The 22,725-nt window shown below is 64.1% G+C and carries 23 protein-coding genes; 1 reads left to right on the top strand and 22 read right to left on the bottom strand.

What is annotated here, in order from left to right:
- Nucleotides 1–121 precede the first annotated feature (121 nt).
- The 11 genes from AC0L27_RS12070 to miaA all read right to left on the bottom strand — a co-directional run bounded on the left by AC0L27_RS12070 (nt 122) and on the right by miaA (nt 11,936).
- The gene (locus AC0L27_RS12070; RefSeq protein ID WP_275173505.1) at nt 122–1,834 is read right to left on the bottom strand and encodes a sulfatase-like hydrolase/transferase; all 1,713 of its coding nucleotides are present in this window, start codon (nt 1,832–1,834) and stop codon (nt 122–124) included.
- Nucleotides 1,835–2,066: 232 nt separating this feature from the next.
- Nucleotides 2,067–2,357 (bottom strand): DUF1330 domain-containing protein, encoded by a 291-nt coding sequence (locus AC0L27_RS12065; protein ID WP_018454346.1) that lies wholly within the window; start codon nt 2,355–2,357, stop codon nt 2,067–2,069.
- 62 nt (nt 2,358–2,419) lie between these two features.
- On the bottom strand, nt 2,420–3,271 hold the full coding sequence (locus tag AC0L27_RS12060) for an SDR family oxidoreductase (protein WP_473319140.1): 852 nt from the start codon (nt 3,269–3,271) through the stop codon (nt 2,420–2,422).
- 473 nt (nt 3,272–3,744) lie between these two features.
- Nucleotides 3,745–4,764 (bottom strand): ketol-acid reductoisomerase, encoded by a 1,020-nt coding sequence (gene ilvC, locus AC0L27_RS12055; protein ID WP_148740630.1) that lies wholly within the window; start codon nt 4,762–4,764, stop codon nt 3,745–3,747.
- Nucleotides 4,765–4,911: 147 nt separating this feature from the next.
- Complete coding sequence (locus tag AC0L27_RS12050; protein ID WP_473319138.1) at nt 4,912–5,514, bottom strand: LysE family translocator; 603 nt, start codon at nt 5,512–5,514, stop codon at nt 4,912–4,914.
- 7 nt (nt 5,515–5,521) lie between these two features.
- Entirely contained in the window at nt 5,522–6,412 is an 891-nt protein-coding gene (locus AC0L27_RS12045) for an EamA family transporter (RefSeq protein ID WP_473319137.1), read from the bottom strand.
- Between the two features lie 66 nt (nt 6,413–6,478).
- Nucleotides 6,479–7,168: a class I SAM-dependent methyltransferase gene (locus AC0L27_RS12040; RefSeq protein ID WP_473319136.1), complete on the bottom strand. Its 690-nt coding sequence runs from the start codon at nt 7,166–7,168 to the stop codon at nt 6,479–6,481.
- Between the two features lie 3 nt (nt 7,169–7,171).
- Nucleotides 7,172–7,714, bottom strand: a complete 543-nt coding sequence (gene ilvN / locus AC0L27_RS12035) for an acetolactate synthase small subunit (protein ID WP_027519532.1) — start codon at nt 7,712–7,714, stop codon at nt 7,172–7,174.
- Between the two features lie 23 nt (nt 7,715–7,737).
- Nucleotides 7,738–8,721: a threonine dehydratase gene (locus AC0L27_RS12030; RefSeq protein ID WP_473319134.1), complete on the bottom strand. Its 984-nt coding sequence runs from the start codon at nt 8,719–8,721 to the stop codon at nt 7,738–7,740.
- A 152-nt stretch (nt 8,722–8,873) separates the two neighbouring features.
- Nucleotides 8,874–10,649, bottom strand: coding sequence for an acetolactate synthase 3 large subunit (locus AC0L27_RS12025; protein ID WP_027570800.1), 1,776 nt, complete (start codon nt 10,647–10,649; stop codon nt 8,874–8,876).
- A gap of 330 nt (nt 10,650–10,979) precedes the next feature.
- A complete protein-coding gene (gene miaA / locus AC0L27_RS12020; RefSeq protein ID WP_473319133.1) occupies nt 10,980–11,936 on the bottom strand; it encodes a tRNA (adenosine(37)-N6)-dimethylallyltransferase MiaA in 957 nt (318 codons plus the stop codon).
- 11 nt (nt 11,937–11,947) lie between these two features.
- Between miaA and serB the strand changes: the two genes are divergently transcribed.
- Nucleotides 11,948–12,853 (top strand): phosphoserine phosphatase SerB, encoded by a 906-nt coding sequence (serB, locus tag AC0L27_RS12015; protein WP_473319131.1) that lies wholly within the window; start codon nt 11,948–11,950, stop codon nt 12,851–12,853.
- A gap of 122 nt (nt 12,854–12,975) precedes the next feature.
- Here serB and AC0L27_RS12010 read toward each other — a convergent pair whose 3' ends face one another.
- The 11 genes from AC0L27_RS12010 to AC0L27_RS11960 all read right to left on the bottom strand — a co-directional run bounded on the left by AC0L27_RS12010 (nt 12,976) and on the right by AC0L27_RS11960 (nt 22,673).
- Nucleotides 12,976–14,475, bottom strand: a complete 1,500-nt coding sequence (locus tag AC0L27_RS12010) for a Do family serine endopeptidase (protein ID WP_473319129.1) — start codon at nt 14,473–14,475, stop codon at nt 12,976–12,978.
- A gap of 144 nt (nt 14,476–14,619) precedes the next feature.
- Nucleotides 14,620–14,826: a DUF2065 domain-containing protein gene (locus AC0L27_RS12005; protein WP_275173497.1), complete on the bottom strand. Its 207-nt coding sequence runs from the start codon at nt 14,824–14,826 to the stop codon at nt 14,620–14,622.
- Between the two features lie 71 nt (nt 14,827–14,897).
- Nucleotides 14,898–15,794, bottom strand: coding sequence for a protease modulator HflC (hflC, locus tag AC0L27_RS12000; protein ID WP_275173496.1), 897 nt, complete (start codon nt 15,792–15,794; stop codon nt 14,898–14,900).
- Nucleotides 15,791–16,927 carry an FtsH protease activity modulator HflK gene (gene hflK, locus AC0L27_RS11995; protein ID WP_275173495.1) on the bottom strand — a complete coding sequence of 379 codons (1,137 nt, stop codon included), beginning with the start codon at nt 16,925–16,927 and terminating at the stop codon, nt 15,791–15,793. The genes hflC and hflK overlap by 4 nt, the downstream gene beginning before the upstream one ends.
- Before the next feature lie 153 nt (nt 16,928–17,080).
- Nucleotides 17,081–17,590: a dihydrofolate reductase gene (locus AC0L27_RS11990; protein WP_354060671.1), complete on the bottom strand. Its 510-nt coding sequence runs from the start codon at nt 17,588–17,590 to the stop codon at nt 17,081–17,083.
- A complete protein-coding gene (locus AC0L27_RS11985; protein ID WP_275173493.1) occupies nt 17,590–18,075 on the bottom strand; it encodes a GNAT family N-acetyltransferase in 486 nt (161 codons plus the stop codon). Before AC0L27_RS11985 ends, AC0L27_RS11990 begins: the two co-directional genes overlap by 1 nt.
- Before the next feature lie 5 nt (nt 18,076–18,080).
- On the bottom strand, nt 18,081–18,875 hold the full coding sequence (locus AC0L27_RS11980) for a thymidylate synthase (protein ID WP_473319124.1): 795 nt from the start codon (nt 18,873–18,875) through the stop codon (nt 18,081–18,083).
- A 223-nt stretch (nt 18,876–19,098) separates the two neighbouring features.
- The gene (locus AC0L27_RS11975; protein ID WP_275173492.1) at nt 19,099–20,664 is read right to left on the bottom strand and encodes a tripartite tricarboxylate transporter permease; all 1,566 of its coding nucleotides are present in this window, start codon (nt 20,662–20,664) and stop codon (nt 19,099–19,101) included.
- A 7-nt stretch (nt 20,665–20,671) separates the two neighbouring features.
- Nucleotides 20,672–21,433: a tripartite tricarboxylate transporter TctB family protein gene (locus tag AC0L27_RS11970; protein WP_354205461.1), complete on the bottom strand. Its 762-nt coding sequence runs from the start codon at nt 21,431–21,433 to the stop codon at nt 20,672–20,674.
- A 95-nt stretch (nt 21,434–21,528) separates the two neighbouring features.
- Entirely contained in the window at nt 21,529–22,059 is a 531-nt protein-coding gene (locus AC0L27_RS11965) for a chromate transporter (protein ID WP_354205459.1), read from the bottom strand.
- Nucleotides 22,056–22,673: a chromate transporter gene (locus AC0L27_RS11960; RefSeq protein WP_473319121.1), complete on the bottom strand. Its 618-nt coding sequence runs from the start codon at nt 22,671–22,673 to the stop codon at nt 22,056–22,058. The genes AC0L27_RS11965 and AC0L27_RS11960 overlap by 4 nt, the downstream gene beginning before the upstream one ends.
- Nucleotides 22,674–22,725: the final 52 nt, after the last annotated feature.

The following is a 22,725-nucleotide window of genomic DNA, read 5'->3' as shown; positions in this document are numbered from 1 at the left end:
CCACAAGGCAATTGTCGAAGTCCGATAGCCCACCACGATTTCGTTGGAACCAACACATTTTGCCAACGATAAATCACGCAGTATGGGTCCTGGCCTTCGCCAGGACGACGTTGGAGAGACGCTACAACCCTCTGATCATCCCCGCATCGATCAGCAGCCGGTTCAGCCGGCGCGCTTCGGCCCCGTCCTTGCAACCGTAGAATATGCCCTTGCAGCGGAGCATGATCTCCTTCTGCTCAGCGAAGGACGGATCGAGCGGGATGCCGGCAGCTTCCTGGATGACCAGCGGCAGATACGGGCCATCGACCGTGTCCATCACGGCCTCGCTCTTCACCGGCTCGAAATTGACGGCGTCGATCGCGTAGTAGGTCGCGTAAAGACGTGGGTCGTAGGCGTCGAGCTTCTTGCCGAGAGCGCCCTCGTCGAGCCCAGGCTCGAGGATAGCAGGCGCGAATTCCGGCTGGTGATCGCCGTAGCGCACGATCAGGAAGGGCTCGCCGGGAAATTTCTTCTTCAGGCTCGCGAGAAAAGCCTTGTATTGCTCGGCGCTCATCGCCTGCCGGCGCAGATATTCGTCGATGGAGGGCACATTGCCCGGTGCGCGCCAGTTCGGCAGCAGATCCGGGCGGAAGCGCGTCTCCCAGGGGAAATGATTGGCGCCGAGATAGATGAAGGTGAACAGCGGCTTGTTCGGCGTTCGCTCACCCATCAGCCGGAGCGCCTTGTCGTAGAAGAAGCTATCCGGCTCGACATCCTTGGCGCCGAGATCCTTGGAATCGAGGAAGCGTTCGATGCCGGTCGTCACCTGAAAGCTGCGCGCGGCCATGAAGCCGCCATGGGCGGGGTAGAGCGACATCGTATCGTAGCCGCAGCGGCGCAGCGCCAGCGGCAGGCCACGCTCGACGCGGCCCGTCGCGATGCGGGTCACGAAGTAGGCGAAGCGGCCGAACGAGCGCGACGACAACCCCGCGAGCACATTGTATTCGGTGAACCAGCTCGGCCCGCCATTGCTCTCGGCCAGAAACGCGCGCTCCTTGCCGTCCCAGGATTTGAAATGGCTGCCGTAGCCCGGCGGCACCTTAATGCCCTGCGCAGCGCGGATGTCGAAGCTCGATTCATCATGGACCATGATGATGTTCGGCCGCCGGCCGGCGGGATGGCAGGCATCGACCAGCGGCATGTTGAGCCGTTCGTTGGTCGAAGCCGTCGACTCCATGAAGCCGTATTGCGCGAAGTCGGAGACCGCGCTGACGCCTGAGCGGAAGAACTTTGAGAGATAGCCGTCGTCGTAATAGCCGCGCCAGGCCTCGTCCGGATGATAGAGCGAATAGCCGACCAGCGCGGCGAGGCAGGCGAGCTTGCAGGCGAGCGCCGGCAGCCTACGGATGCGGAATGGGTCGAGCCACCATAGCGCATACATCAGCGGCAGCGTGACGAGGCCGGCCCCGATCACCGACCAGCGCAAATTCGGGAAGATCGTGAACAGGAACGCCACCGTGTCGCGGTCGATCATCATCAGGTCGATGAAGTTCACCGTCATCTGCACGACGTCGTGCTTCAGCCGTGACAGCAGCACCAGCACCACGACCAGGGTCAGCGACAGCGCACCCGAGAGCGCCGGCCGCCGCAGCAGTGTGATCCAGAAGAAGTTGAGGATGCCCCAGGCCAGCACGAAGGAGAGCCGTGCGCCGAAATCCGTCTCGGTCTCGTACATCAGGACGAGCGCAGCGAGATGCGGCGCCGCAACGGCGAGCAGCCGCCAGATGCCGAGCGCGGCGACGCTCGCCAGTACGGCGGTCGTGGCAGAAGGACCTGGATTGGGCGCGGACGCCATCGACGACACGCAACTGCTGGTCCGGCACGGTGATGCCGAGCCGGCTGACCGGGCCTGCGGCGTTCGGCGCAGCCGGAAGGCCTGCACCGTGTCATAAAACTGTAATTGAACGGTCACGGACAAGCAACGCGTGTCGCGATCCGACCTTCGCTTAATGTTAGCGGAAGCCGGTTGGTCTCCGCGCCCAATTCGTCCCCAGGGCAAATCCCGCAGTCCAGAACCGACTTGCCGTCTAGTCGAGGCCCTCGACGCTGACCAGGCGGGCAGAACTGCAAGCGTCCCGGACCGCTTTGAGTCCCTGGTAGGTCGCGCCTGTGTAGAACGCCTCCCAGGCTGCGACGGATGGGAATTCCAGCAGAACGATCCTGCGGGGCTGCCAATCTCCCTCGTAAACCTTGTGGGCGCCCCCGCGCGCCAGATATCTGGCTCCAGCGGCCTCCAGGGCGGGCTTCACGCCCAACATAAAGCTTTGGTACTGCTGCAAATCCCTGATCTCGACGTCGAAGATCACATAAGCCGGCATCTCAAGACGCTCCCACGATCAAAAATCGATCACCTGTCTGGCAATGGTCTCACCTCAGAGGCTCAGCCCTGCGGCAGCAGCCCGAGCCGCTTGGCGATGATGCGGTCGACCACACGCTTGGGCAGCGTAGCCGTCATCAAATGTCGCATCCGGTCCGGCGTGATCTGGTAGCGAACCTTGGGCCTCTCAGCGGTGAGCGCCTCCAAAACGACCTCGGCAATCCGCTCGGCCGGCAGCCCGGTCTCGCCGAGCTTCATCATGAACGTCATGACCTTATTCAACGCCGGCAGATAAGGCGAGTTCTGGTAGACCGAGAGATCGATCTGCTCGGCCTTGCTCCAGATCGGCGTCTTGACTGCGCCAGGGGCGACGATGATGACGTCGATGCCGAACAGCATCAATTCGCGGCGCAAGCTCTCCGACAATCCCTCAATCGCGTGCTTCGAGGTGCAGTAAGGCGCCAACAACGGATTGCCGTTCTTGCCGGCGACCGAGCTGATCATCACGATCCGGCCCTTCGGCCCCTTCAGCGAGGGGTCGGCGCCGAGCAGCGGCCCGAAAGCCTGCGTCGCGATGACAGGGCCGATGACGTTGATGTCCATCTGGCGCCGGAAATCATCGGCCGACAGCTCGAGCACGGGACCGGCGACCGCGACGCCGGCATTGTTGACGAGACCGGCCAGCGTCTCCCCGCTCAGCGCCTCGCGGACTTTTCGCGCAGCCGCGAGGACCGCCGCCTCGTCGGTGACGTTGAACAGCAGCGGCGTGAAGTTCGTACCGAACTCGCCCGTGAGCCGATCAGCATCGGTCTGCTTGCGGACGCTTCCGAAAACGCGATAGCCGCGCCCGACCAGAAATTTAGCAATGGCCCAGCCGATGCCGGTGGACGCGCCGGTGATGACAACGGATCGCATGGTCTTCCCCCCAAGAGCTCCCGCGATCATGCAAGGGAAAGGGGCCGGCGCGCAATGCCGCCACCGGTCAAGGAGACGCCGCAGATGTCAGTTCTTAAGGTGAAGCGAGGCGCGAACGTCGCGACGCGAGATTGATTGCATCATGAAGATATGGATGAAGAGCGGAATCCTTGACCCTGAAGACGCTGGGCTTTTGAGGATCGGGAGCTTCCGAAAAAACCTGAGAAACAACACCAGACCAAGAATGTGGTTTAAGCGTCAGTTCTTCGTGCTCAGGAAGCACTTCGGCTCGCGAAGAATTTGAATGAAGCAGCAATGCTTCGCGCGAGACAGAAAGAGCGAGATCGCCGGCTGCGATCTCGCTCGAATATAGTCGCGAAGATTTAAGAATTGGTTTGGCGAGCGAAGCTTGTGTTTTCGATCGCGTGTCCGGACGCGGCGTAACCGATACGCCGCATCCGAACGACCGCGCCTTAGTTCTTGCTCTTGTCGACCAGCGCGCCCTTCTTGATCCAGGGCATCATGTCGCGCAGCTTGGCGCCGACTTCCTCGATCGGGTGCTCGGCGAGCTTGGCGCGGGTCGCCTTGAACGAGGTCTGGTTGACCTTGTTCTCGAGCATCCAGTCGCGGGCGAACTTGCCGGATTGGATGTCGTTCAGAACCCGCTTCATCTCCTTCTTGGTCTCGTCGGTGACGATGCGCGGACCGGTGACGTACTCGCCGTACTCGGCGGTGTTGGAGATCGAGTAGTTCATGTTGGCGATGCCGCCTTCATAGATCAGGTCGACGATCAGCTTCACTTCGTGCAGGCACTCGAAATAGGCCATCTCCGGGGCGTAGCCGGCTTCGACCAGGGTCTCGTAGCCGCCCTTGATCAGCTCGACCAGGCCGCCGCAGAGCACAACCTGCTCGCCGAACAGGTCAGTCTCGCACTCTTCCTTGAAGGTGGTCTCGATGATGCCGGCGCGGCCGCCGCCGACGGCAGAGGCGTAGGACAGGCCGAGGTCGTGGGCGTTGCCCGAGACGTCCTTGGCGATCGCGATCAGGCAGGGCACGCCGCCGCCGCGCTGGTATTCCGAACGCACGGTGTGGCCGGGGCCCTTCGGCGCGATCATGAGAACGTCGAGATCGGCGCGCGGGTCGAGCAGGTTGAAATGGACGTTGAGACCGTGCGCGAAGACGAGGGCGGCGCCCTTCTTCATGTTGTCGTGCAGGTGCTCGCGGTAGATGTCGCCCTGGAGCTCGTCCGGGGTCAGCATCATGACCAGGTCGGCCCATTTGGCGGCCTCGGCGACTTCCATCACCTTGAAGCCGGCAGCTTCCGCCTTCTTGGCCGAGGCCGAACCCTTGCGGAGCGCAATCGCCACTTCCTTGACGCCGGAATCCTTCAGGTTCAGCGCATGGGCGTGGCCTTGGCTGCCATAGCCGACGATGACGACCTTCTTGCCCTTGATCAGGTTCAGGTCGGCGTCGCGATCGTAATAAACACGCATGGTCGTTTCCTCGTTCAGGGGCCGGAATCGGCCGTTGGTCAGGTCTTGTCAGTCAGGTCTCGGATGGTGAAATTTGCGGATTTCGGGGGCTGTCTAGAGCATTTTCGGCCCCCTGGGAAACCCGTTTCTGCATGGAAAACTGGGGCATCATGCATCCATGACCACGGGGTAGAGCGACGCCAGCAGCAGGATCGCCATCAGGACGTTGAAGGCGCGGACCATCCGGACGGAGGTCAGGACCGGCTGCAGGGCGGTGCCGAAGAAGGCCCAGACCACCGTCGAGACCGTGCCGACGAGCAGGCTGATCAAGGTCTGGATCGCGATGTTGAGCGGGAATTGGGCGATAGCCGCATAGGCGGTGATAGTGCCGATCACGATCACCCAGCCTTTTGCGTTGATCCATTGGAACATGGCGGCCCCCAGGAAGGTCATCGGGCCGCGGCCGTCTCCCTCGCCCGGCTTGGCCGGACCCGAGAAAGCGATCACGGCGGCCAGGTAGAGCAGGTAGGCGGCGCCGGCATATTTCAAGATGGTCTGCAGGATCGGATAGGCCAAGAACACCGTGCCAAGCCCGAGGCCGACCGCTGCAATCATGAAGGCGAAGCCGATAACGACGCCGGCGATGTGGGGAATGGTGCGCCGGAAGCCATAGGTCAGCCCCGAGGACAGCAACATGATGTTGTTCGGCCCAGGCGTGAAATACATCACGGCCATGAAGGCGAGGAAGCCATACAGCAGCGATTGGGACATGCTCACCTCACGCGGCCTTCGGCTGTGTTTTGTGGAGTACCGCCTGGGGGCGCTTCGCCAGCACCATCACCGCGATACCGCCGATCACTGTGAGCATGCCGGCGAGGCGCAGCGGACCGAACCGCTCGCCGAACACGATGCTGGACGCGGCCGAGCCGACGAACGGCACCAGCAGCGCGAACGGCACCACCTGTGCGGGGGGATAGTCACGCAGCAGCCGGCCCCACAGCCAATAGGCGATGCTGGTGGAGATGCCGCCGATCAACAGCAGGCAAATGAGTCCGGTGAGCGACATGTGGATCAGCGACTGCCAGGTCGGCGTCGGTCCATTGACGACCAGCGTGAGCGCGAACAGCGGGACCGCGGTGGCGAGGCACAACCAGGCGAACAGATCGAACATCGGCACGCCGCGGGCGCCGCGCAACAGGATATTGCCGACCGCAAAGCTGACCGGCGCGATCATCAGCACGGCGAACGCACCGACGCTGAAATCATAGCCGACCGTGCCGCAGATCATCAAAAGACCGATTGCTGCGATGACGATGCCCAGCGTCTGCACCGGCGTCGGCCGCTCGCCGAATGCGATCGCGGCAAAGCCGATGGTGAACAGCGCCTGGCTCTGCACGACGACGCTGGTAAGCCCCACCGGCACGCCATGGGCGATGCCGTAGGCCTGGCTCAGAAACTGGCCGAGAAAGAGCGTGAAGCTGATCGCAATCAGCAGCGACCAGGCGACCTTCGGCTTACGAATGAACAGGCAGGGGACCGCCGCAATGGCGAAGCGCATCGCCGTCATCAGCTCCGGCGAAAATTCGTCGAGCGCGATCCGGCTCGCCACGAAGGCAAGCCCCCAGATGATCGCCACCAGGATGGCGATGAGGATGTCGGCCGGCTTCATTGTCGTTCCCGGTTCTGCTCTGTCGTGCAGCCCTGTTTGTTGTTCTGGTCGAGCCGCTTGCCGGCCTTACGTGGAAGAATTGGGTTTCCGCAGCAGATAAGTGCCGTGCATCGGGGCGTGGTAATCGGCCGAGACCAGCGTGAAGCCGACGTCGGCCAGCATCCGCTCCATGACCCAGCCAAAAGTGGAATACTCGTCGCGCATGTGGGTGACGACGCTTTCACGCGGAACATCGTGGTTCTTGATCTCAAAGTCGGCCCATTGATCGACGTCGCGCTCGACGGCATCGGGCATCGAGGCGTAGACGATGTCGCGCAAATAGAAGGTGGCACCGGGCTTGAGCGCGCGATAGATCCGCGACATCGCCACCGCCTTCCAGAAATCCGGCAGATGGTGCAGCGTGAACTCGCTGACGATCAGGTCATAGGATTCCGGCCGGTAGGCGAAGCTGAGCAGGCCGGCGGACTGCGTGCGCACGGGCGCCTTGCGGTCGCGCGCGTAGATCTCGGCGAGCGCCAGCATCGCGGGCGAGATGTCGATGGCGTCGACCTCGGCGCCCATCAGCGCAGCCTCGGTCGCGAGCACGCCGTTGCCGCAACCGATGTCGGCAATGCGCCAGCCGCGCTGGACGCCAAGCATCTTCAGCGCGGCGCGCGCCCGTAGATCGGCATCGTCATGACTGTCGTAGATCGAGGCCACCGCAGGCCCGATCCCCATCCGGTTCCGCTCGTTGTAATACCAGTCGCGCGCCAGCATGGCTCACATTCCTTCAGGCCCGCGACCGATCGCGGCAACACCGGTGCGCGACACTTCGACGAGGCCAAGCGGACGCATCAGGTCGATAAACTGATTGATCTTGTCGGTATTGCCTGTGATCTCGAACACAAAGCTCTCGGTGGTGGCGTCAATCACGCGGGCGCGGAACGCATCCGCCAGCCGCAGCGCCTCGACGCGATGCTCGCCCTCTCCGCGCACCTTGACCATCGCCAACTCGCGCTCGATCGAGCGCTTGGTCAGCGTCATGTCGACGACGCGATAGACCGGGATCATGCGGTCAAGCTGATGCTTGATCTGCTCGATCACCATCGGCGTACCCGTGGTGACGATGGTGATGCGCGAGAGATGCTTCTGGCTCTCGGTCTCCGAGACCGTGAGGCTCTCGATGTTGTAGCCGCGCCCCGAGAACAGGCCGATGACGCGCGCGAGCACGCCGGGCTCGTTCTGCACGAGCACCGAAAGCGTGTGCGTCTCGTTCGGGTCGTGGCGCTCCTCGATGAAATAGGCGGATGCGGGCTGGTTCATTGTCGTCCCCTTCATTCTCGTCGTTACGCCGTCGCCCGACGAGCGACCGGCGCATCCGTTCCGACCCAACCGCGGAACAGATCGAAATCGATATTGCCGCCGGACAGCACGAGACCGACGCGCTTGCCCTGTAGCTTGGTCTTTTCCTGAAGCGCCGCGGCAAGCGCTGCGGCACCGGCGCCTTCGGCGAGATTGTGGGTGTCGGTCCAGAGCGCATGGATCGCGAGCGCGATCTCATCGTCCGTCACTTGGACGATACGCGCGGCGCCCTTGAGGATGATGGCGAGCGCTTCCGGATCGGGAATCCGCGTCGCCATGCCGTCCGCGAGCGTGTTGCTGGTCTCGGTGGTCACGACTTGGCCCGCCGCGAACGACAGCGCGTAGGACGGCGCCTCGGTCGACTGCACCCCGACGATCTCGGTCTTCAGGCCGAGCAGATCGCGCGCCATGATGCAGCCGCAGATGCCCGAGCCCTGCCCGATCGGCACATAGAGGACGTCGAGATCCGGCGCGGCCCGGAACAATTCGAGCGCATAGGTCGCCACGCCCAGCACCAGGTCGGTATGGAACGACGGCACCATGTGCAGCCCGGCAAACTGCGCGTGGCGTCCGGCTTCCTCGCGTGCGGCCTGAAAGTCCTCGCCATGCTCGACGAGCTCGGCGCCAAACGCCTTCATCGCCCGGTTCTTCTCAGCCGAATTGCCGCGCGGCACATAAATCACGGCAGGCACGCCATGGCGGCTCGCCGCAAAGGCGAGGCTCTGGCCATGATTGCCGCGCGTCGCCGAAATGATGCCCGGAATGTTCGGCCGTTCGCGCTTCAGCCGATCGAGATAGACGAGCCCGCCGCGCACCTTGAAGGCGCCCGTCGGCGTGTGGTTCTCGTGCTTGACCAGAACTTGCGTGCCGAGCCGCTCGGCGAGCAGCGGCCAGGCGTGCGCCGGCGTTGCCGGCACCGCCTGCCCCACGATCGCATGTGCGCGTTCGAGCTCCTTCAGGTCGGACATTTTACCTTCCCATCAACCATCTCTCGCGACTGTCATCCGCGCGAAGGCGGGGATCCAGTATTCCAGAGGCCCCCGAGGGGATCGAGAGGCCGCGGCGTACTGGATCGCCCGGTCAAGCCGGGCGATGACAGCGGAATTTGTGACGATCACGCTCACACCAGCGCCTTGCCGCCGGCGAACGCCTTTGCGGTGGCTTCGTCATTCGCCTGCTCCGGCAACAGCATCTCGTTGTGCGCCTTGCCGGAGGGAATCATCGGGAAACAATTTTCCAGCGACGCGACGCGGCAGTCGAACAGCACCGGGCGCTTGACCGAGATCATCTCCTGGATGGCGCCGTCGAGATCGCCGGGCTTGTGCACCTGGATGCCGACCCCGCCATAGGCTTCCGCGAGCTTGACGAAGTCCGGCATCGCCTCCGAGTAGGAATGCGACAGGCGGTTGCCATGGAGCAGCTGCTGCCACTGCCGCACCATGCCCATGTATTGGTTGTTCAGGATGAAGATCTTGATCGGCAGCTCGTACTGCACCGCCGTCGACATCTCCTGCATCGTCATCTGCACCGAGGCATCCCCCGCGATGTCGATGACGAGGCTGTCGGGATGGGCAACCTGCACGCCGACCGCGGCCGGCAAGCCGTAGCCCATGGTGCCGAGACCGCCCGAGGTCATCCAGCGATGCGGCTCCTCGAAGCCGTAGAACTGCGCGGCCCACATCTGATGCTGGCCGACCTCGGTGGTGATGTAGGTGTCCTTGCCGCGGGTCGCCTCGAACAGGCTCTGGATCGCATGCTGCGGCAGGATGACGTCGTTGCTCTTCCTGTAATAGAGCGAGTTGCGGGCGCGCCACTGCGCGATCTGCTGCCACCACGCCTTGATGTCGGGCTTCTTCGCCTCCGCCTTGAACACCTGGAGTATGTCGCCGAGGATGTTGCCGCAGTCGCCGATGATCGGCACGTCGACGCGGATGTTCTTGTTGATCGAGGACGGGTCGATGTCGATGTGGATCTTCTTCGAGCCCGGCGAGAACGCGTCGACGCGGCCGGTGATGCGATCGTCGAAGCGCGCGCCGACGCACAGCATGACGTCGCAATCATGCATGGTCATGTTGGCTTCGTAGGTGCCGTGCATGCCGAGCATGCCGAGCCAGCTCTTGCCCGACGCGGGATAGGCGCCGAGGCCCATCAGGGTCGAGGTGATCGGGAAACCGGTGACCTCGACCAATTCGCGCAGCAGCCTGGTTGCCTCGGGGCCGGAATTGATCACGCCGCCGCCGCTGTAGATCACGGGGCGCTTGGCGCCTGCGAGCAGCGCCACGGCCTTGCGGATCTGCGTCGCATCGCCCTTCACCCGCGGCGCGTAGGAGCGATGCACGTCGGATTTGCGCGGCGGATGATAGGTGCCGGTTGCGAACTGGACGTCCTTGGGCACGTCGACGAGCACCGGGCCGGGTCGACCCGTGGTCGCAACGTAAAACGCCTCGTGCAGCACCTTGGCGAGATCGTTGACGTCGCGCACGAGCCAGTTGTGTTTGGTGCAGGGGCGCGTGATACCGACGGTGTCGCATTCCTGGAACGCGTCGTTGCCGATCAGATGCGTCGGCACCTGGCCGGAGATGCAGACCAGCGGGATCGAGTCCATCAGCGCGTCGGTGAGCGGCGTCACCATGTTGGTGGCGCCGGGGCCGGAGGTCACCAGTGCAACGCCCGGCCTGCCGGTCGAACGCGCATAGCCCTCGGCGGCGTGGCCCGCGCCCTGCTCGTGGCGGACCAGGATGTGCTGGACTTCGCTCTGCTGAAAGATCTCGTCGTAGATCGGGAGCACCGCGCCGCCGGGATAGCCGAAAATGTCGGTCACGCCATGATCAATGAGCGCGCGGACGATCATCGCGGCGCCGGTCATCTGGTTCGGATCGTGGCTCTTGTCGCTCATTGGCTTGCTCCGGATGCGCTGTTGTCAGCGGCTTCGTTCGTCTCGGGTTCGGGAAATAAAAAAGGCCCCGAAGAGGGACCCATGCACACCGCCTGTCATGTGGATGGCAGCTAGCCACCCCCGGCGGTGTGCCTGGGTACGACGGAGATAAGGAGTTTGGTAATAATGTTACGCATGGCAGGTGCCCGGCTTCCCAAAGGTTGCGCGAAACATAGCGGCCGGCGCCCCGATGTCAAGGCAATGCGGCCGTTCCCGCGCGATTTTGCCAGTGTAGCGGTGTTCCCGGGGTTGAGCGAGAGGTAAATTCGCGACCCGAGGCACAAAAGCGTGTCAGCCGGAGCCCCGTGCCGCATTCACCATCGCCGCCCGCCAGCCCGTCGTCTCCTCCGGCTTCACCCACTCGAATTCGGGCAATTGGTGCCGAAACCAGGTGAACTGCCGCTTGGCGTAGTGGCGGGTGTCGGCGCGGCCGATGGTGGCCGCCTGCTCCAGGCTGAGCTCTCCGCGCAGATGCCGGATCAGCGCCGGCACGCCATGAGCCTTCATCGCCGGCAGCAGCGGATCGAGATTTCGGGCGGCGAGACGCTCGACCTCCTTCAGCGCGCCAGCGCCCAGCATGGCGTCGAAGCGGGCGTCGATGCGGGCATAGAGCTCATCGCGCTCGGGGGCGATGAACACGGCGCGAAAACTGTCCTTCGGCAGCAGCGGCGGCTGGCCCTCATGGTGCCAGTCCAGCAGCGAACGGCCGGTGGCTTCGACCACTTCGAGCGCGCGCGCAATGCGCGTGCGATCGCGCAGGTTCAATCGTTCGGCGGCTCGAGGATCGGCGGCTGCGAGTTCCGCGTGCAGCGCCTCGACGCCGTTCCGCTCCAGCCGCGCCCGAACGTCCTCGCGCACCTCGGCGGGAATTGGCGGTACCACGGAAAGGCCCGCCGTCAGCGCCTTGAAGTACAGCCCGGTGCCGCCGATGAAGATCGGCAGGCGGCCTTCGGCTTGCGCCTGTTCAAGCGCCTTCGCCACGTCGCTCACCCAGGCACCAGCCGAAAAATTCACGGCCGCATCGACATGGCCGTACAGGCGATGAGGCACCTGCGCCTCGTCGCCATCTGTGGGACGCGCGGTGATGATGCGGAGGTCGCGGTAGACCTGCATGGAATCGGCATTGATCACGACCCCGCCCGCAGCGAGCGCAAGCTCCAGCGCCAGCGCCGACTTGCCGCTGGCGGTCGGGCCTGCGATAAGCACCGCCTTGCCAACATGCCTTCTGCCGACTTGCCCCTCGCTCACGAAAACCTCAAATGTCCCTCGTCGCCACGCTGATCTGCAACCCGAATAATCCCGCGCTCGACTCGACCATCGTCGACGGCGCCCGCGCCGTGCTGCCTCAGGCAGCTCCCGCGCACTGGCTCTTCGACGGGGTTGCAGTCGATATCCCCTTCGGCGCCGACAGTAACCTCGAAGGCGACCGTCACGCCATCGAACAGCGGCTCCGCGAGCTTCGCGGCGACCTGCCCATCGACATCGTGGTGCAGCCAGTCGGCTTCCGGCGCAAGAAGCTTTTTCTCGCCGACATGGATTCCACCATGATCGGCCAGGAATGCATCGACGAGCTCGCCGATTTCGTCGGGGTGAAGGCCCATGTGGCCGCCATCACCGAACGCGCGATGCGCGGCGAGGTCGAGTTCGAGCCGGCGCTACGTGAGCGCGTTGCGCTGCTCAAGGACCTCCCCGCCAGTGCTGTCGACGAGGTGCTGGCGAAGCACATTACACTGACGCCGGGTGGCCGCGAACTGGTCGCGACCATGCGCGCCCATGGCGCCTATGCCTGTCTCGTCTCCGGCGGCTTCACGCTGTTCACCAGCGCGGTCGCCACCAGGATCGGCTTCCAGGAGAACCGCGCCAACGAGCTCGTGGTCCGCGACGGCAAGTTCACCGGCGAGGTGAAGGAGCCGATTTTGGGCCGCGCGGCAAAGCTCGCGACCCTGGTGGATCTGATGGAGTCGTTCGATCTCGACGACGTCGACTCGCTGGCGGTCGGCGACGGCGCCAATGATCTCGCGATGATCCAGGCGGCGGGACTGGGCGTGGCGTATCATGCGAAGCCCGCGGTAGCCGCGGCTGCAGCGGCGCGGATCGATCATGGCGATCTCACCGCGCTGCTGTATGCGCAGGGGTATCGGCGCGAGGAGTTTGTGGAGGCTTAGCGTCCTCCTCTCCGCCGTCATGTCCTGTCTTGTCCCGGGCATCCACGTCACGCCCGTCCGCGTGGCAAGGCGTGGATGGCCGGGTCAAGCCCGGCCACGACGAGAGGTGAAAGCGAGCGCGCCTACTGCACGCTCAACGCCACGAAGCGCAGCTCGCCGTCGGCGTTCGACACCAGCAGCAGCACCGATTTCTTGCCGTCCTTCTTGAGCTGGTCGACCCGCTTCTGGATGTCGGCGCCGCTGGAGACGGCCTCCTGCGCCACCTCGACGATGACGTCGCCGGCAGAGAGGCGCTTCTCGGCGGCATCCGAATTGGCATCGACATTGGTGACGACAACGCCCTTGACGGTGTCCTTGATCTTGTAGCGTGCACGCAGATCCTTGCTCAGCGCCGCGAGATCGAGGCCGAGCGCCTTCTGTGTCACAGTCTTTTCAGGCGCGGGCTCGTCGGTCTTCACTGCGGCCTGCACCTTCTCGGGATCCTGCAACCGGCCGAGCGTGACCTTCTTGGTCTCCTCCTGACCCTTGCGGATGATGACGACGTCGACTTCCTTGCCGACCGCCGTGTCGGCGACCACGCGAGAGAGATCCTTGGGGTCCTTGACGTCCTTGCCGTCGAACTTGACGACGACGTCGCCGGGCTCGATGCCGGCCGGCTTGGCCGGGCCCTTGTCGTCGATGCCGGCAACCAGCGCACCGCGCGGCGGCTTGATGTTCAGGCTCTCGGCGATCTCGTCAGTGACGCTCTGGATGCGCACGCCCAGCCAGCCGCGGCGCAATTCGCCGAACTGGCGGAGCTGGTCGACGACACCCGCGACCGTCTTCGACGGTACGGCGAAGCCGATGCCGATCGAGCCGCCGGAGGGCGAGATGATCAGCGTGTTGACGCCGATGACGTCGCCATCGAGGTTGAACAGCGGACCGCCGGAATTGCCGCGATTGATGGAGGCGTCGGTCTGAATGTAGCTGTCATAGGGACCTGAGGAGATGTCACGGTTCTTCGCCGAGACGATACCGGCCGTCACGGTGCCGCCGAGGCTGAAAGGATTGCCGATCGCGACCACCCAGTCGCCGAGGCGCAGCTTGTCGGAATCGCCGAACTTCACAGACACCAGCGGCTTCGATGGCTTGAACTTGAGCACGGCAAGGTCGGTCTTCTTGTCGACGCCGACCAACTCGGCCTTGATCTTGGTCCCGTCGTTGAGAATGACGTTGATCTCGTCGGCATCCGCGATGACGTGGTTGTTGGTAACGACGACGCCTGATGTGTCGATGATGAAGCCACTTCCGAGCGAGTTGGTCTTGCGCGGCGCGGGGCCGTTCTCGCCGCCCTTGCTGCCGCCGCCGGGACCCTTGCGATTCTTGAAGAAGTCGTCGAAGAACTCCTCGAAGGGCGAGCCGGGCGGCAATTGCGGCATGGCATTGCCGCCGCCCCCGCCCTTGGCTTCGACGGTCTGCGAGGTCGAGATGTTGACGACCGCGTCGATCACCTTTTCGGCGACGTCGGCGATGCCATCCGGTCCGCGCGCATAGGCCGGTGTGCCGAGTGCGCTGAAAACGCCCACGGCGAGCGCGGCCAGCCCTAAGCGCAAACGGGTCGGGGCAATGGTGGCAGCGGTCATTGTGATCTCCAGGAAACAAGGATTCGACGTCAAGACTGCGCTCGAACGGGGGGACGGCGCAAGCGCGGACCTTAACGGGCCTCAAGACCCGGATAATAAGGCGAAAACCGGTCCCTCGCCTTCACTTTGGCGTTGGTGCGACGGTTAAATTGGACGTCGCATAACCCAGATCAGGATCAGGCCGGCCACGGCCGAACCAATGCCGACCGCCCGCAGGATATTGTCCGGCGTGGCCATCGCGCTTTTCATGGCCTTGCGCATCCAGGCCGGGCTCGCCGCGAACATCAAGCCTTCCAGCACGAACAGGATGCCCAAACCGATGAGGAAGTCGGTGAACGCAATGGACCTCATCGGATTGGAACCTCCCGTTGTGCTGTTCTTGTCTGGACGAAGGGCGGCCAGACCTGCCGCCCTTGTCTCGCTTACGGCTTCGCTGGCGTCGTAGTCGCCGTCTTGCCGGACGGGTTACCAAAGAACCGGAAGAAATCCGAGTCCGGCCGCAGCAGGAAGCGGGTGTCGTTCGCGCGCAGCCCGGTCTCATAGGCCGCCATCGAGCGGTAGAAGGCGAAGAAATCCGCATCCTTGCCGTAGGCTTCGGCGAACAGACGGTTGCGCTCGGCATCGCCGACGCCGCGCGTCTGCTCGGCCAGCGACCTTGCATCCGCCTCGATCACGGTCGCCTCGCGGTCGGCCTTGGAGCGGATCTCCTGTGCCTTCTGGCCGCCCTGCGCGCGGAACTCGGCGGCTTCGCGCTCGCGTTCCGTCTTCATGCGCAGATAGACCGCCTGGCTGTTCTGCTCGGGCAAATCGGCGCGGCGGATCCGGACGTCGACGACCTGGATGCCGTAGCCGTCGGCCTCGTGGTCGAGCTGATCGCGGATGCGCTGCATCAGCTTCTCGCGGTCGTCGCGGACCACGTTGATGAAGGTCACCTCGCCGAGAACGCGGCGCAGCGCCGCGTTCAAGAGCGTGGTGAGCTGGATGTTGGCGGCCTGGATCGAGCCGATGCTCTGATAGAAGCGCAACGCGTCCTTGATGCGGTAACGCGCGAAGGCGTCGACCACGAGCCGCTTCTGGTCGGACGCGATCGCTTCCTGCGACGGGTTCTCCAGATCGAGGATGCGTTTATCGATGTTGATCACCGAATTCCACGGCGCCTTGAAGTGCAGGCCGGGAGCGGTGACGACGTCGACGGGCTTGCCGAACTGCAGCACGATGGTCTGCTCGGTCTGCGCCACCGTGAACAGGGACATGTAGCCCACGATCACGACGAGCAGGAGGCCGAGCAGCGTGGCGATGCCTGTAACTGGAGATCTCATCGGTTGCCTCCGGTCGTCTGCTGGCCGGCTGCAGGTGGCCGCTTGGTCGTCAATTCGCTGAGCGGCAGATAAGGCACGACGCCCTGGCCCGACTGGCCGCCGTCATAGATCAGCTTTTCCGAGCCACCGAGCACGCGCTCCATCGTCTCCAGATAAATCCGTTCACGCGTCACGTCGGGCGCCTTCTTGTATTCCTCGTAAACCTTCAGGAAGCGCGAGCTCTGGCCCTTGGCCTCGGCGACGGTCTGCTCCCTGTAGCCTTCGGCGGCCTGCATGATCTGCGCCGCACGTCCGCGTGCCTGCGGCACGACCTGGTTGGCATAGGTCTGCGCCTCGTTCTGCAGCTGCTCGAGGTTGGCGCGCGCCGCCTGGACGTCGCGGAAGGCGTCGATCACCTGAGCCGGCGGGTCGACCTTCTGCATCTGCACCTGGCTGATCTGAATGCCGGCGCCGTAGCTGTCCAGGGTCTTCTGGATCAGTTCCTGCACGCCCTGTTCGGTGACGTTGCGCGCGCCGGTCAGGATCGGCTGGATCTGCGAGCGGCCGATCACCTCGCGCATCGCGCTCTCGGCAACCGCCTTCACGGTGCCTTCGGGATTCTGGATGTTGAAAAGGAAATCGCCGACGCCGTTAGGCTTGATGCGCCAGAGCACCGTGAAGTCGACGTCGACGATGTTCTCGTCGCCGGTCAGCATCAGGCTCTCTTCCGGCACGTCACGAATGGAGCGGCCGCGCCGCGCCGGATCGTCGATCAGCGTCATGCCGATGGAGATGGTGGAAACGCGCAATGCCTTTGGCAGCAGCACCGTCTCGATCGGATAGGGCAGATGGTAGTTTAGGCCGGGCTCGACGGTGCGGACATGCTTGCCGAAGCGCAGCACGACGCCGAGCTCTTCGGACTGCACCCGGAAGAAGCCCGACAGCAGCCAGAACGCGACGATGAGCAGCACGATCAGCGTGATGCCGATGCCGGAGAAATAGCCACCCGGCATGATCTGCTGGAGGCGATCCTGGCCGCGCCGCAGAAGGTCTTCCAGATCCGGCGGCCTGGGCCCGACCGGTTGCGGGCCGTTGCCCCATGGTCCCTTCGGACCCGAGCCCCATGGGCCACCGCCCTGATTCTTCCACGGCATTCGACGCTCTCCTCGGCAGGGTGAAATTGCCCCCGCCCGCTTTGTCCGGTCCGGCTTTATAGGGGACAGGCAGGTCCCTTACAACGCAGCGCTCGCCGCCCTCCGAGCTAAGCTCGGGGGCAGAAAAGTCAATGTTAACATTGGCAAATGCGGTTAATGGCCCACCCGCCGACGATATGTCACATAGGAGTAGTCGGCGCTGTCGTGGGGGCCGGCAGGATGACGGATGCGCTCAACCTCATCCCACTCCGCCCTGTTGATGTCGAAATGCGTGTCGCCTTCGGGGCGGGCATGCACTTCGGTGATTTCGAGGCGATCGGCGCGATCGAGCCATTGCCGGTAGATTTCGGCACCGCCAATCACGGCGATCTCGGCGACCGAACGCCGCAGGGCATCGCCGCGCGCGATGGCGTCTGCCTCGGCGGTCGATGTGGTGACGATGGCGCCAGCGGCGCGGTAATCCGCATCGCGCGTGACAACGATATTGGTGCGGCCCGGAAGCGGCCGGGGCAGGGATTCGAAGGTCCTGCGGCCCATGATCACGGGCTTGCCGATCGTGAGCGCCTTGAAGCGCGCCATGTCGGATTTCATTCGCCACGGCATCGCGTTGCCGGCGCCTATGACGCCGTTCTCCGCGATCGCGACGACGAAGACGATCTCCATCAGGACGCGCTCCCGGCAAGCCGCGTCAGCGCCGGACCGGTGACGCGGCACAGCGTCCAGTCATCAAGCATGACGGCACCGAGCGATTTGTAGAACGCGATCGACGGCGCGTTCCAGTCGAGCACCGCCCATTGCAGCCGCGACCAGCCGTTCTCGACGCATTCCCTGGCGAGGTGCACGAGCAGCGCCCTGCCGAGGCCCCTGCCCCGATGCGACGGCCGCACATACAAATCTTCGAGATAGATGCCGTGGCGGCCGCTGAACGTCGAAAAATTCGCAAACCACACCGCGAAGCCGACCGCCTCACCATTCCACTCGGCGAGAGCGCAATGGAGTTGCGGCCGCTCGCCGAACAGTGCGTCGGCGATCATCGCCTCGGTCGCCTCGACCTCGTGCGAGAGCTTTTCGTACTCGGCGAGTTCGCGGATGAAAGCGAGAACAAGCCCGGCCTCGCCGGGACGCACACGTCGGATGTTGAGCGACATCGGCGTCAGACCGCGACCGCGGCCTTGATGTGCGGATGCGGATCGTAGCCGACGAGCTCAAAGTCCTCGTAACGGAAGGAGAAGATATCCTTCACATCGGGATTGATCCGCATCACCGGCAGCGCCCGCGGCGCGCGCGTGAGCTGGAGCTTCGCCTGCTCCAGATGGTTGGAATAGAGATGGGTGTCACCGAACGAGTGCACGAAGTCGCCGGGCTTCAAGCCCGTGACCTGCGCCACCATCATGGTGAGCAGCGCGTAGGAGGCGATGTTGAAGGGCACGCCGAGGAACACGTCGGCCGAGCGCTGATAGAGCTGGCACGACAGCTTGCCGTTGGCGACGTAGAACTGGAACAGGCAGTGGCACGGCGGCAGCGCCATCTTGTCGACCTCGGCCGGATTCCAGGCCGAGACGATCAGGCGGCGCGAGTCCGGATTGCGCTTGATCATGTCGACCACGTTCGCGATCTGATCGATGCTGCGTCCGTCCGGCGCGGGCCAGGAGCGCCACTGATGGCCGTAGACAGGGCCGAGATCGCCATTGGCGTCGGCCCATTCGTCCCAGATGGTGACGCCGTTGTCGCGCAGATATTTGATGTTGGTATCGCCCTTCAGGAACCACAACAGCTCGTGCACGATCGCCTTCAGCGGCAGGCGCTTGGTGGTCAGCATCGGAAAACCGGCGGACAGGTTGAAGCGCATCTGATGGCCGAACACCGAGAGCGTGCCGGTGCCGGTCCGGTCGGTCTTTTCGGCGCCGTCTGAAAGAATCCGCTCGAGCAGGTCCTGATACTGGTGCATGTGCGTGAGCCTTTGGGGAGGCGGCGAATTTAGCGGCCGCCCCCGCGCTGCGACAGCGGCGATTCGCCATCCATACGCATTATACCCGGAAAAGTGAGCGTTCCCGGTGCAAACGACAAGGGGCGGAACTCAGCGTCCCGCCCCTCGTCTATCAGATTGATCCTGCTGGCCAACTTGCCGGCTTGGGTTCGAGCCCCGGCGCGCGCCGCAGGCGCGGCGCTCCTTAGTTTTCGGATTCCGTGAACACCTCGTCTCGCTTGGCACGCAACGCGGGCAGCACCGTGAGCACCAGGAGGAAAGCCGCAATCGCGAGCAGCACGGCCGACAGCGGACGCGTCAGGAACACGCTCCAGTCGCCGCGCGAGATCAGCAACGCGCGGCGCAGGTTCTCTTCCATCAGCGGTCCGAGCACCATGCCGAGCAACAGCGGCGCCGGCTCGAAATCGTGCTTGATCAGCCAGTAGCCGACCAGACCGAACACGCCTGCGAGGATGACGTCGACCGGCGCGTTGTTCACCGAGTAGATGCCGATCGCGCAGAAGATCACGATCGAGGGGAACATCAGCCGGTAGGGGACGCGCAACAGCCGCACCCAGATTCCGACCAGCGGCAGGTTGATGATGATCAGCATCAGATTGCCGATCCACATCGAGGCGATCATGCCCCAGACCAGCTCCGGCTGCTTCTGCATCACCTGCGGACCGGGCACGATGCCGTGGATGGTCATCGCGCCCACCATCAGCGCCATCACGGCGTTGGGCGGGATGCCGAGCGTCAACAGCGGGATGAAGGAGGTCTGCGCTGCGGCATTGTTGGCGCTTTCCGGCGCCGCCACGCCCTCGATCGCACCACGGCCGAACCGCGACGGGTTCTTGGCGATCTTCTTCTCGAGCGTGTAGGACGCAAAGGACGCGATGACCGCGCCGCCGCCCGGCAGGATGCCGAGGATCGAGCCGAGCACGGTGCCGCGCAGGATCGCAGGCGTCGAGTCGATCAGGTCCTTCCTGGTCGGCATCAGGCCGGTGATCTTCTGCTGCACGAGATCGCGGTTCATCTCGGCGCCGGCGTCGAGGTTGCGGATGATCTCGGCGAAGCCAAACACGCCCATCGCGACCGTCGCAAAGCCGAGACCGTCGGCAAGCTCCGGAATGTTGAACGCCATCCGCGAGGCGCCGGTCTCGATGTCGGAGCCGACCATCGACAGCATCAGGCCGAACACGATCATCGCGATCGCTTTCAGCACCGAGCCCTTGGCCAGCACCACCGCGAAGATCAGGCCGAGCACCATCAGCGAGAAATATTCGGCCGGACCGAACGCCAGTGCCAGCTTGGTCAGAGGCGCGCCGAGCACGGCGATAAGCACGGTCGCGACGCAGCCGGCGAAGAACGAACCGATCGCCGCGATCGCCAGCGCCGGGCCGGCACGGCCTTGCTTTGCCATCTGGTGGCCGTCGATTGCGGTGACGACCGAGGTCGCCTCACCGGGAATATTGACCAGGATCGAGGTGGTGGAGCCGCCGTACTGGGCGCCATAATAGATGCCGGCGAGCATGATCAGCGCGCCGACCGGCGGCAATCCGAACGTGATCGGCAGGAGCATCGCCACGGTTGCGACGGTGCCGATACCGGGCAGCACGCCGACCAGCGTGCCGACCAACGCACCAATCAGGCACATGAGAATATTGATCGAGATCGGGAGCGACAGACCGTAGAGCCACCAGGGTGACCACCACGAGATCTGAAACACCACACCGAAACCGAGGCCCAGATTGTGGAAGAGATCGAACATCACACCCTCACTGAACCAGGAAGCGCGGGAACATCGGCATCGGCAGGCCTAGCACGTAGGGGAAGAGCACCGCGCAGCCCAGCGTTAGGCAGGCGCCGACGATGAGCGCTTCGACCCAGCGCGTCTCATGCGTGCCCATCGCCGCGATCATGAAGCTTGCGAACGCCGTAACCACCACCCCAAGCGGACGAATCGCCAGTGCGAAGAAGACGATCGAGACCATCACGAAGAGCGGCCCACGCCAGGCATAGTGCGCCATGCCCGGCCCGTCGGTCAGCAGTCCCGTCAACGCGATGCCGGCGCCAAGTGCGACGAGCAGCCCGCCAAACATCCGCGGCGCCGTGCCGGCGCCAAAGGAGAAGCCGCGCATCCCCTGCAAATCGCTGGAGGCCCACAGTGCGAACAAAGCGAGCGCCATCAGCACGATCCCGCCGACATAGTCCTGCGCCGACCTGATCGTCATGAAGATCGTGAGAATCGCCACCGCAAAGATCGGATAGGAATAGATCAGCGCCAGCAGCACATCGGATGACGCCTTCTTGGTGTCACCGCCGACCGCTCCAAGCAACGCGCCGGGCGCGCCCGCGAGCAGCGCCGTAGCGTGGCTGATCACGACGGTGGCCGGGCCGCGTCCGGCGCCCCAGCCAACGATCGTCCCGAACGACCAGATGAATTCGAAAATCTGCGGCGCTATGGCCAGCAGACAAAAGCTGATCACCACCGAGGTGTTTCGGTTGGCTGTCGCCGAGTGGCCCAGCGTATCGGCCATGCATGTCTCCTCCGCGACCCGTAAGCCACGAGCACTGTTGTTCTAATCGGCTGGAAATCGATCCCCCCGCCCGGATCACTGCCTAGCCATTTTCATTACACAATGCCAGCAAAACCCAACAAGCCCCCGACCAGCAAAATCCATAGTGGATTGATGCGCGAGATGGATGCGACCACTGCAACCGTCGCGGTCAGAAGCAGCGCAGCAAGCGTGCGATCGGTCGACTGGGCCAGGATCAGGGCGCTCGCCGCCATCAAGCCGATCGAGAGCGGAACCAGTGCAGCCTGGATCAGCCCCGGCCAGCGCGATTGGCTCGGCCGATTGAGGAGCCGGCTGACATAATAGGCAAGCAGCGCGGTGGGCAGGCACATGGCCAAGGTCGCCGCCAGCGCGCCGGGGATGCCGGCGACGGCATAGCCGATTAACGTGACGATAAGCACGTTCGGACCTGGTGACAGCTGCGCGATCGCATAGGCGTCGGCGAACTGCTTATCGGTCATCCAGTGATGCACATCGACCGCGATGCGGTGCATCTCGGGTACCGCCGCCGCGGCGCCGCCGACCGCGAACAGCGACATCAGGCCGAAGGTCGAGATCAGCGCCCAGATCGGGTTCTCCGCGTTCATGCTGCTACCTTCCGCCCCATCAGAAAGGCAGTGCCGATACTGACGGGAATCGCGACCAAAAGCACGATCTGGAGCGGCAGGCGAAGGACGCCGATGGCGAGGAATACGCCCAGCATCAGGATGAGCGCGACGGCGTCCAGCCGCTTGAGCAACGGCGTCGCCATCCGGAAGACCACCGCGATCAAGAGGCCGACGGCCGCACAGGAAATGCCCGCGAGGATGCGGCGCAGCACCTCCACATCGCCGAACCGGGCGTAGATGATCGCGAGCACCGTCATGATCAGCGTGGGCGGCAGCAACAGCCCTGCGAAGGCGGCAATGCCTCCGGCGATCCCGCGCAGCCGCGCGCCGAACACCATGGACAGATTGACGATATTGGGCCCGGGCAGGAAATGGCAGAGCGCAAAAGTCTCGTTGAACTCGTCCGCCGTCATCCAGCGGTGCTGCTCGACGATGGCCTGCCTGGCGAACACCAAAACCCCGCCGAAGCCCGCCAGCGACATCCTGGCAAAGGCCAAGAACAGCGCGAGCAAGCCCGGCGGAACGGCGCTGGTGGCTGGACAGTCCGGCTCTTGAACTGGTTGTTGGGCGGCCGGTGCGGAATCCTCGGACATGTCAGGAGCTTAGAACGCCGGCCGACGCGCGGCCAAGCCTGTCGGGAACCTA

This window comes from Bradyrhizobium sp. Ken51, assembly GCF_055807435.1.
Note: the sequence above shows the minus strand (reverse complement) of the source record. Positions and strands in the feature narration are given on the sequence as shown.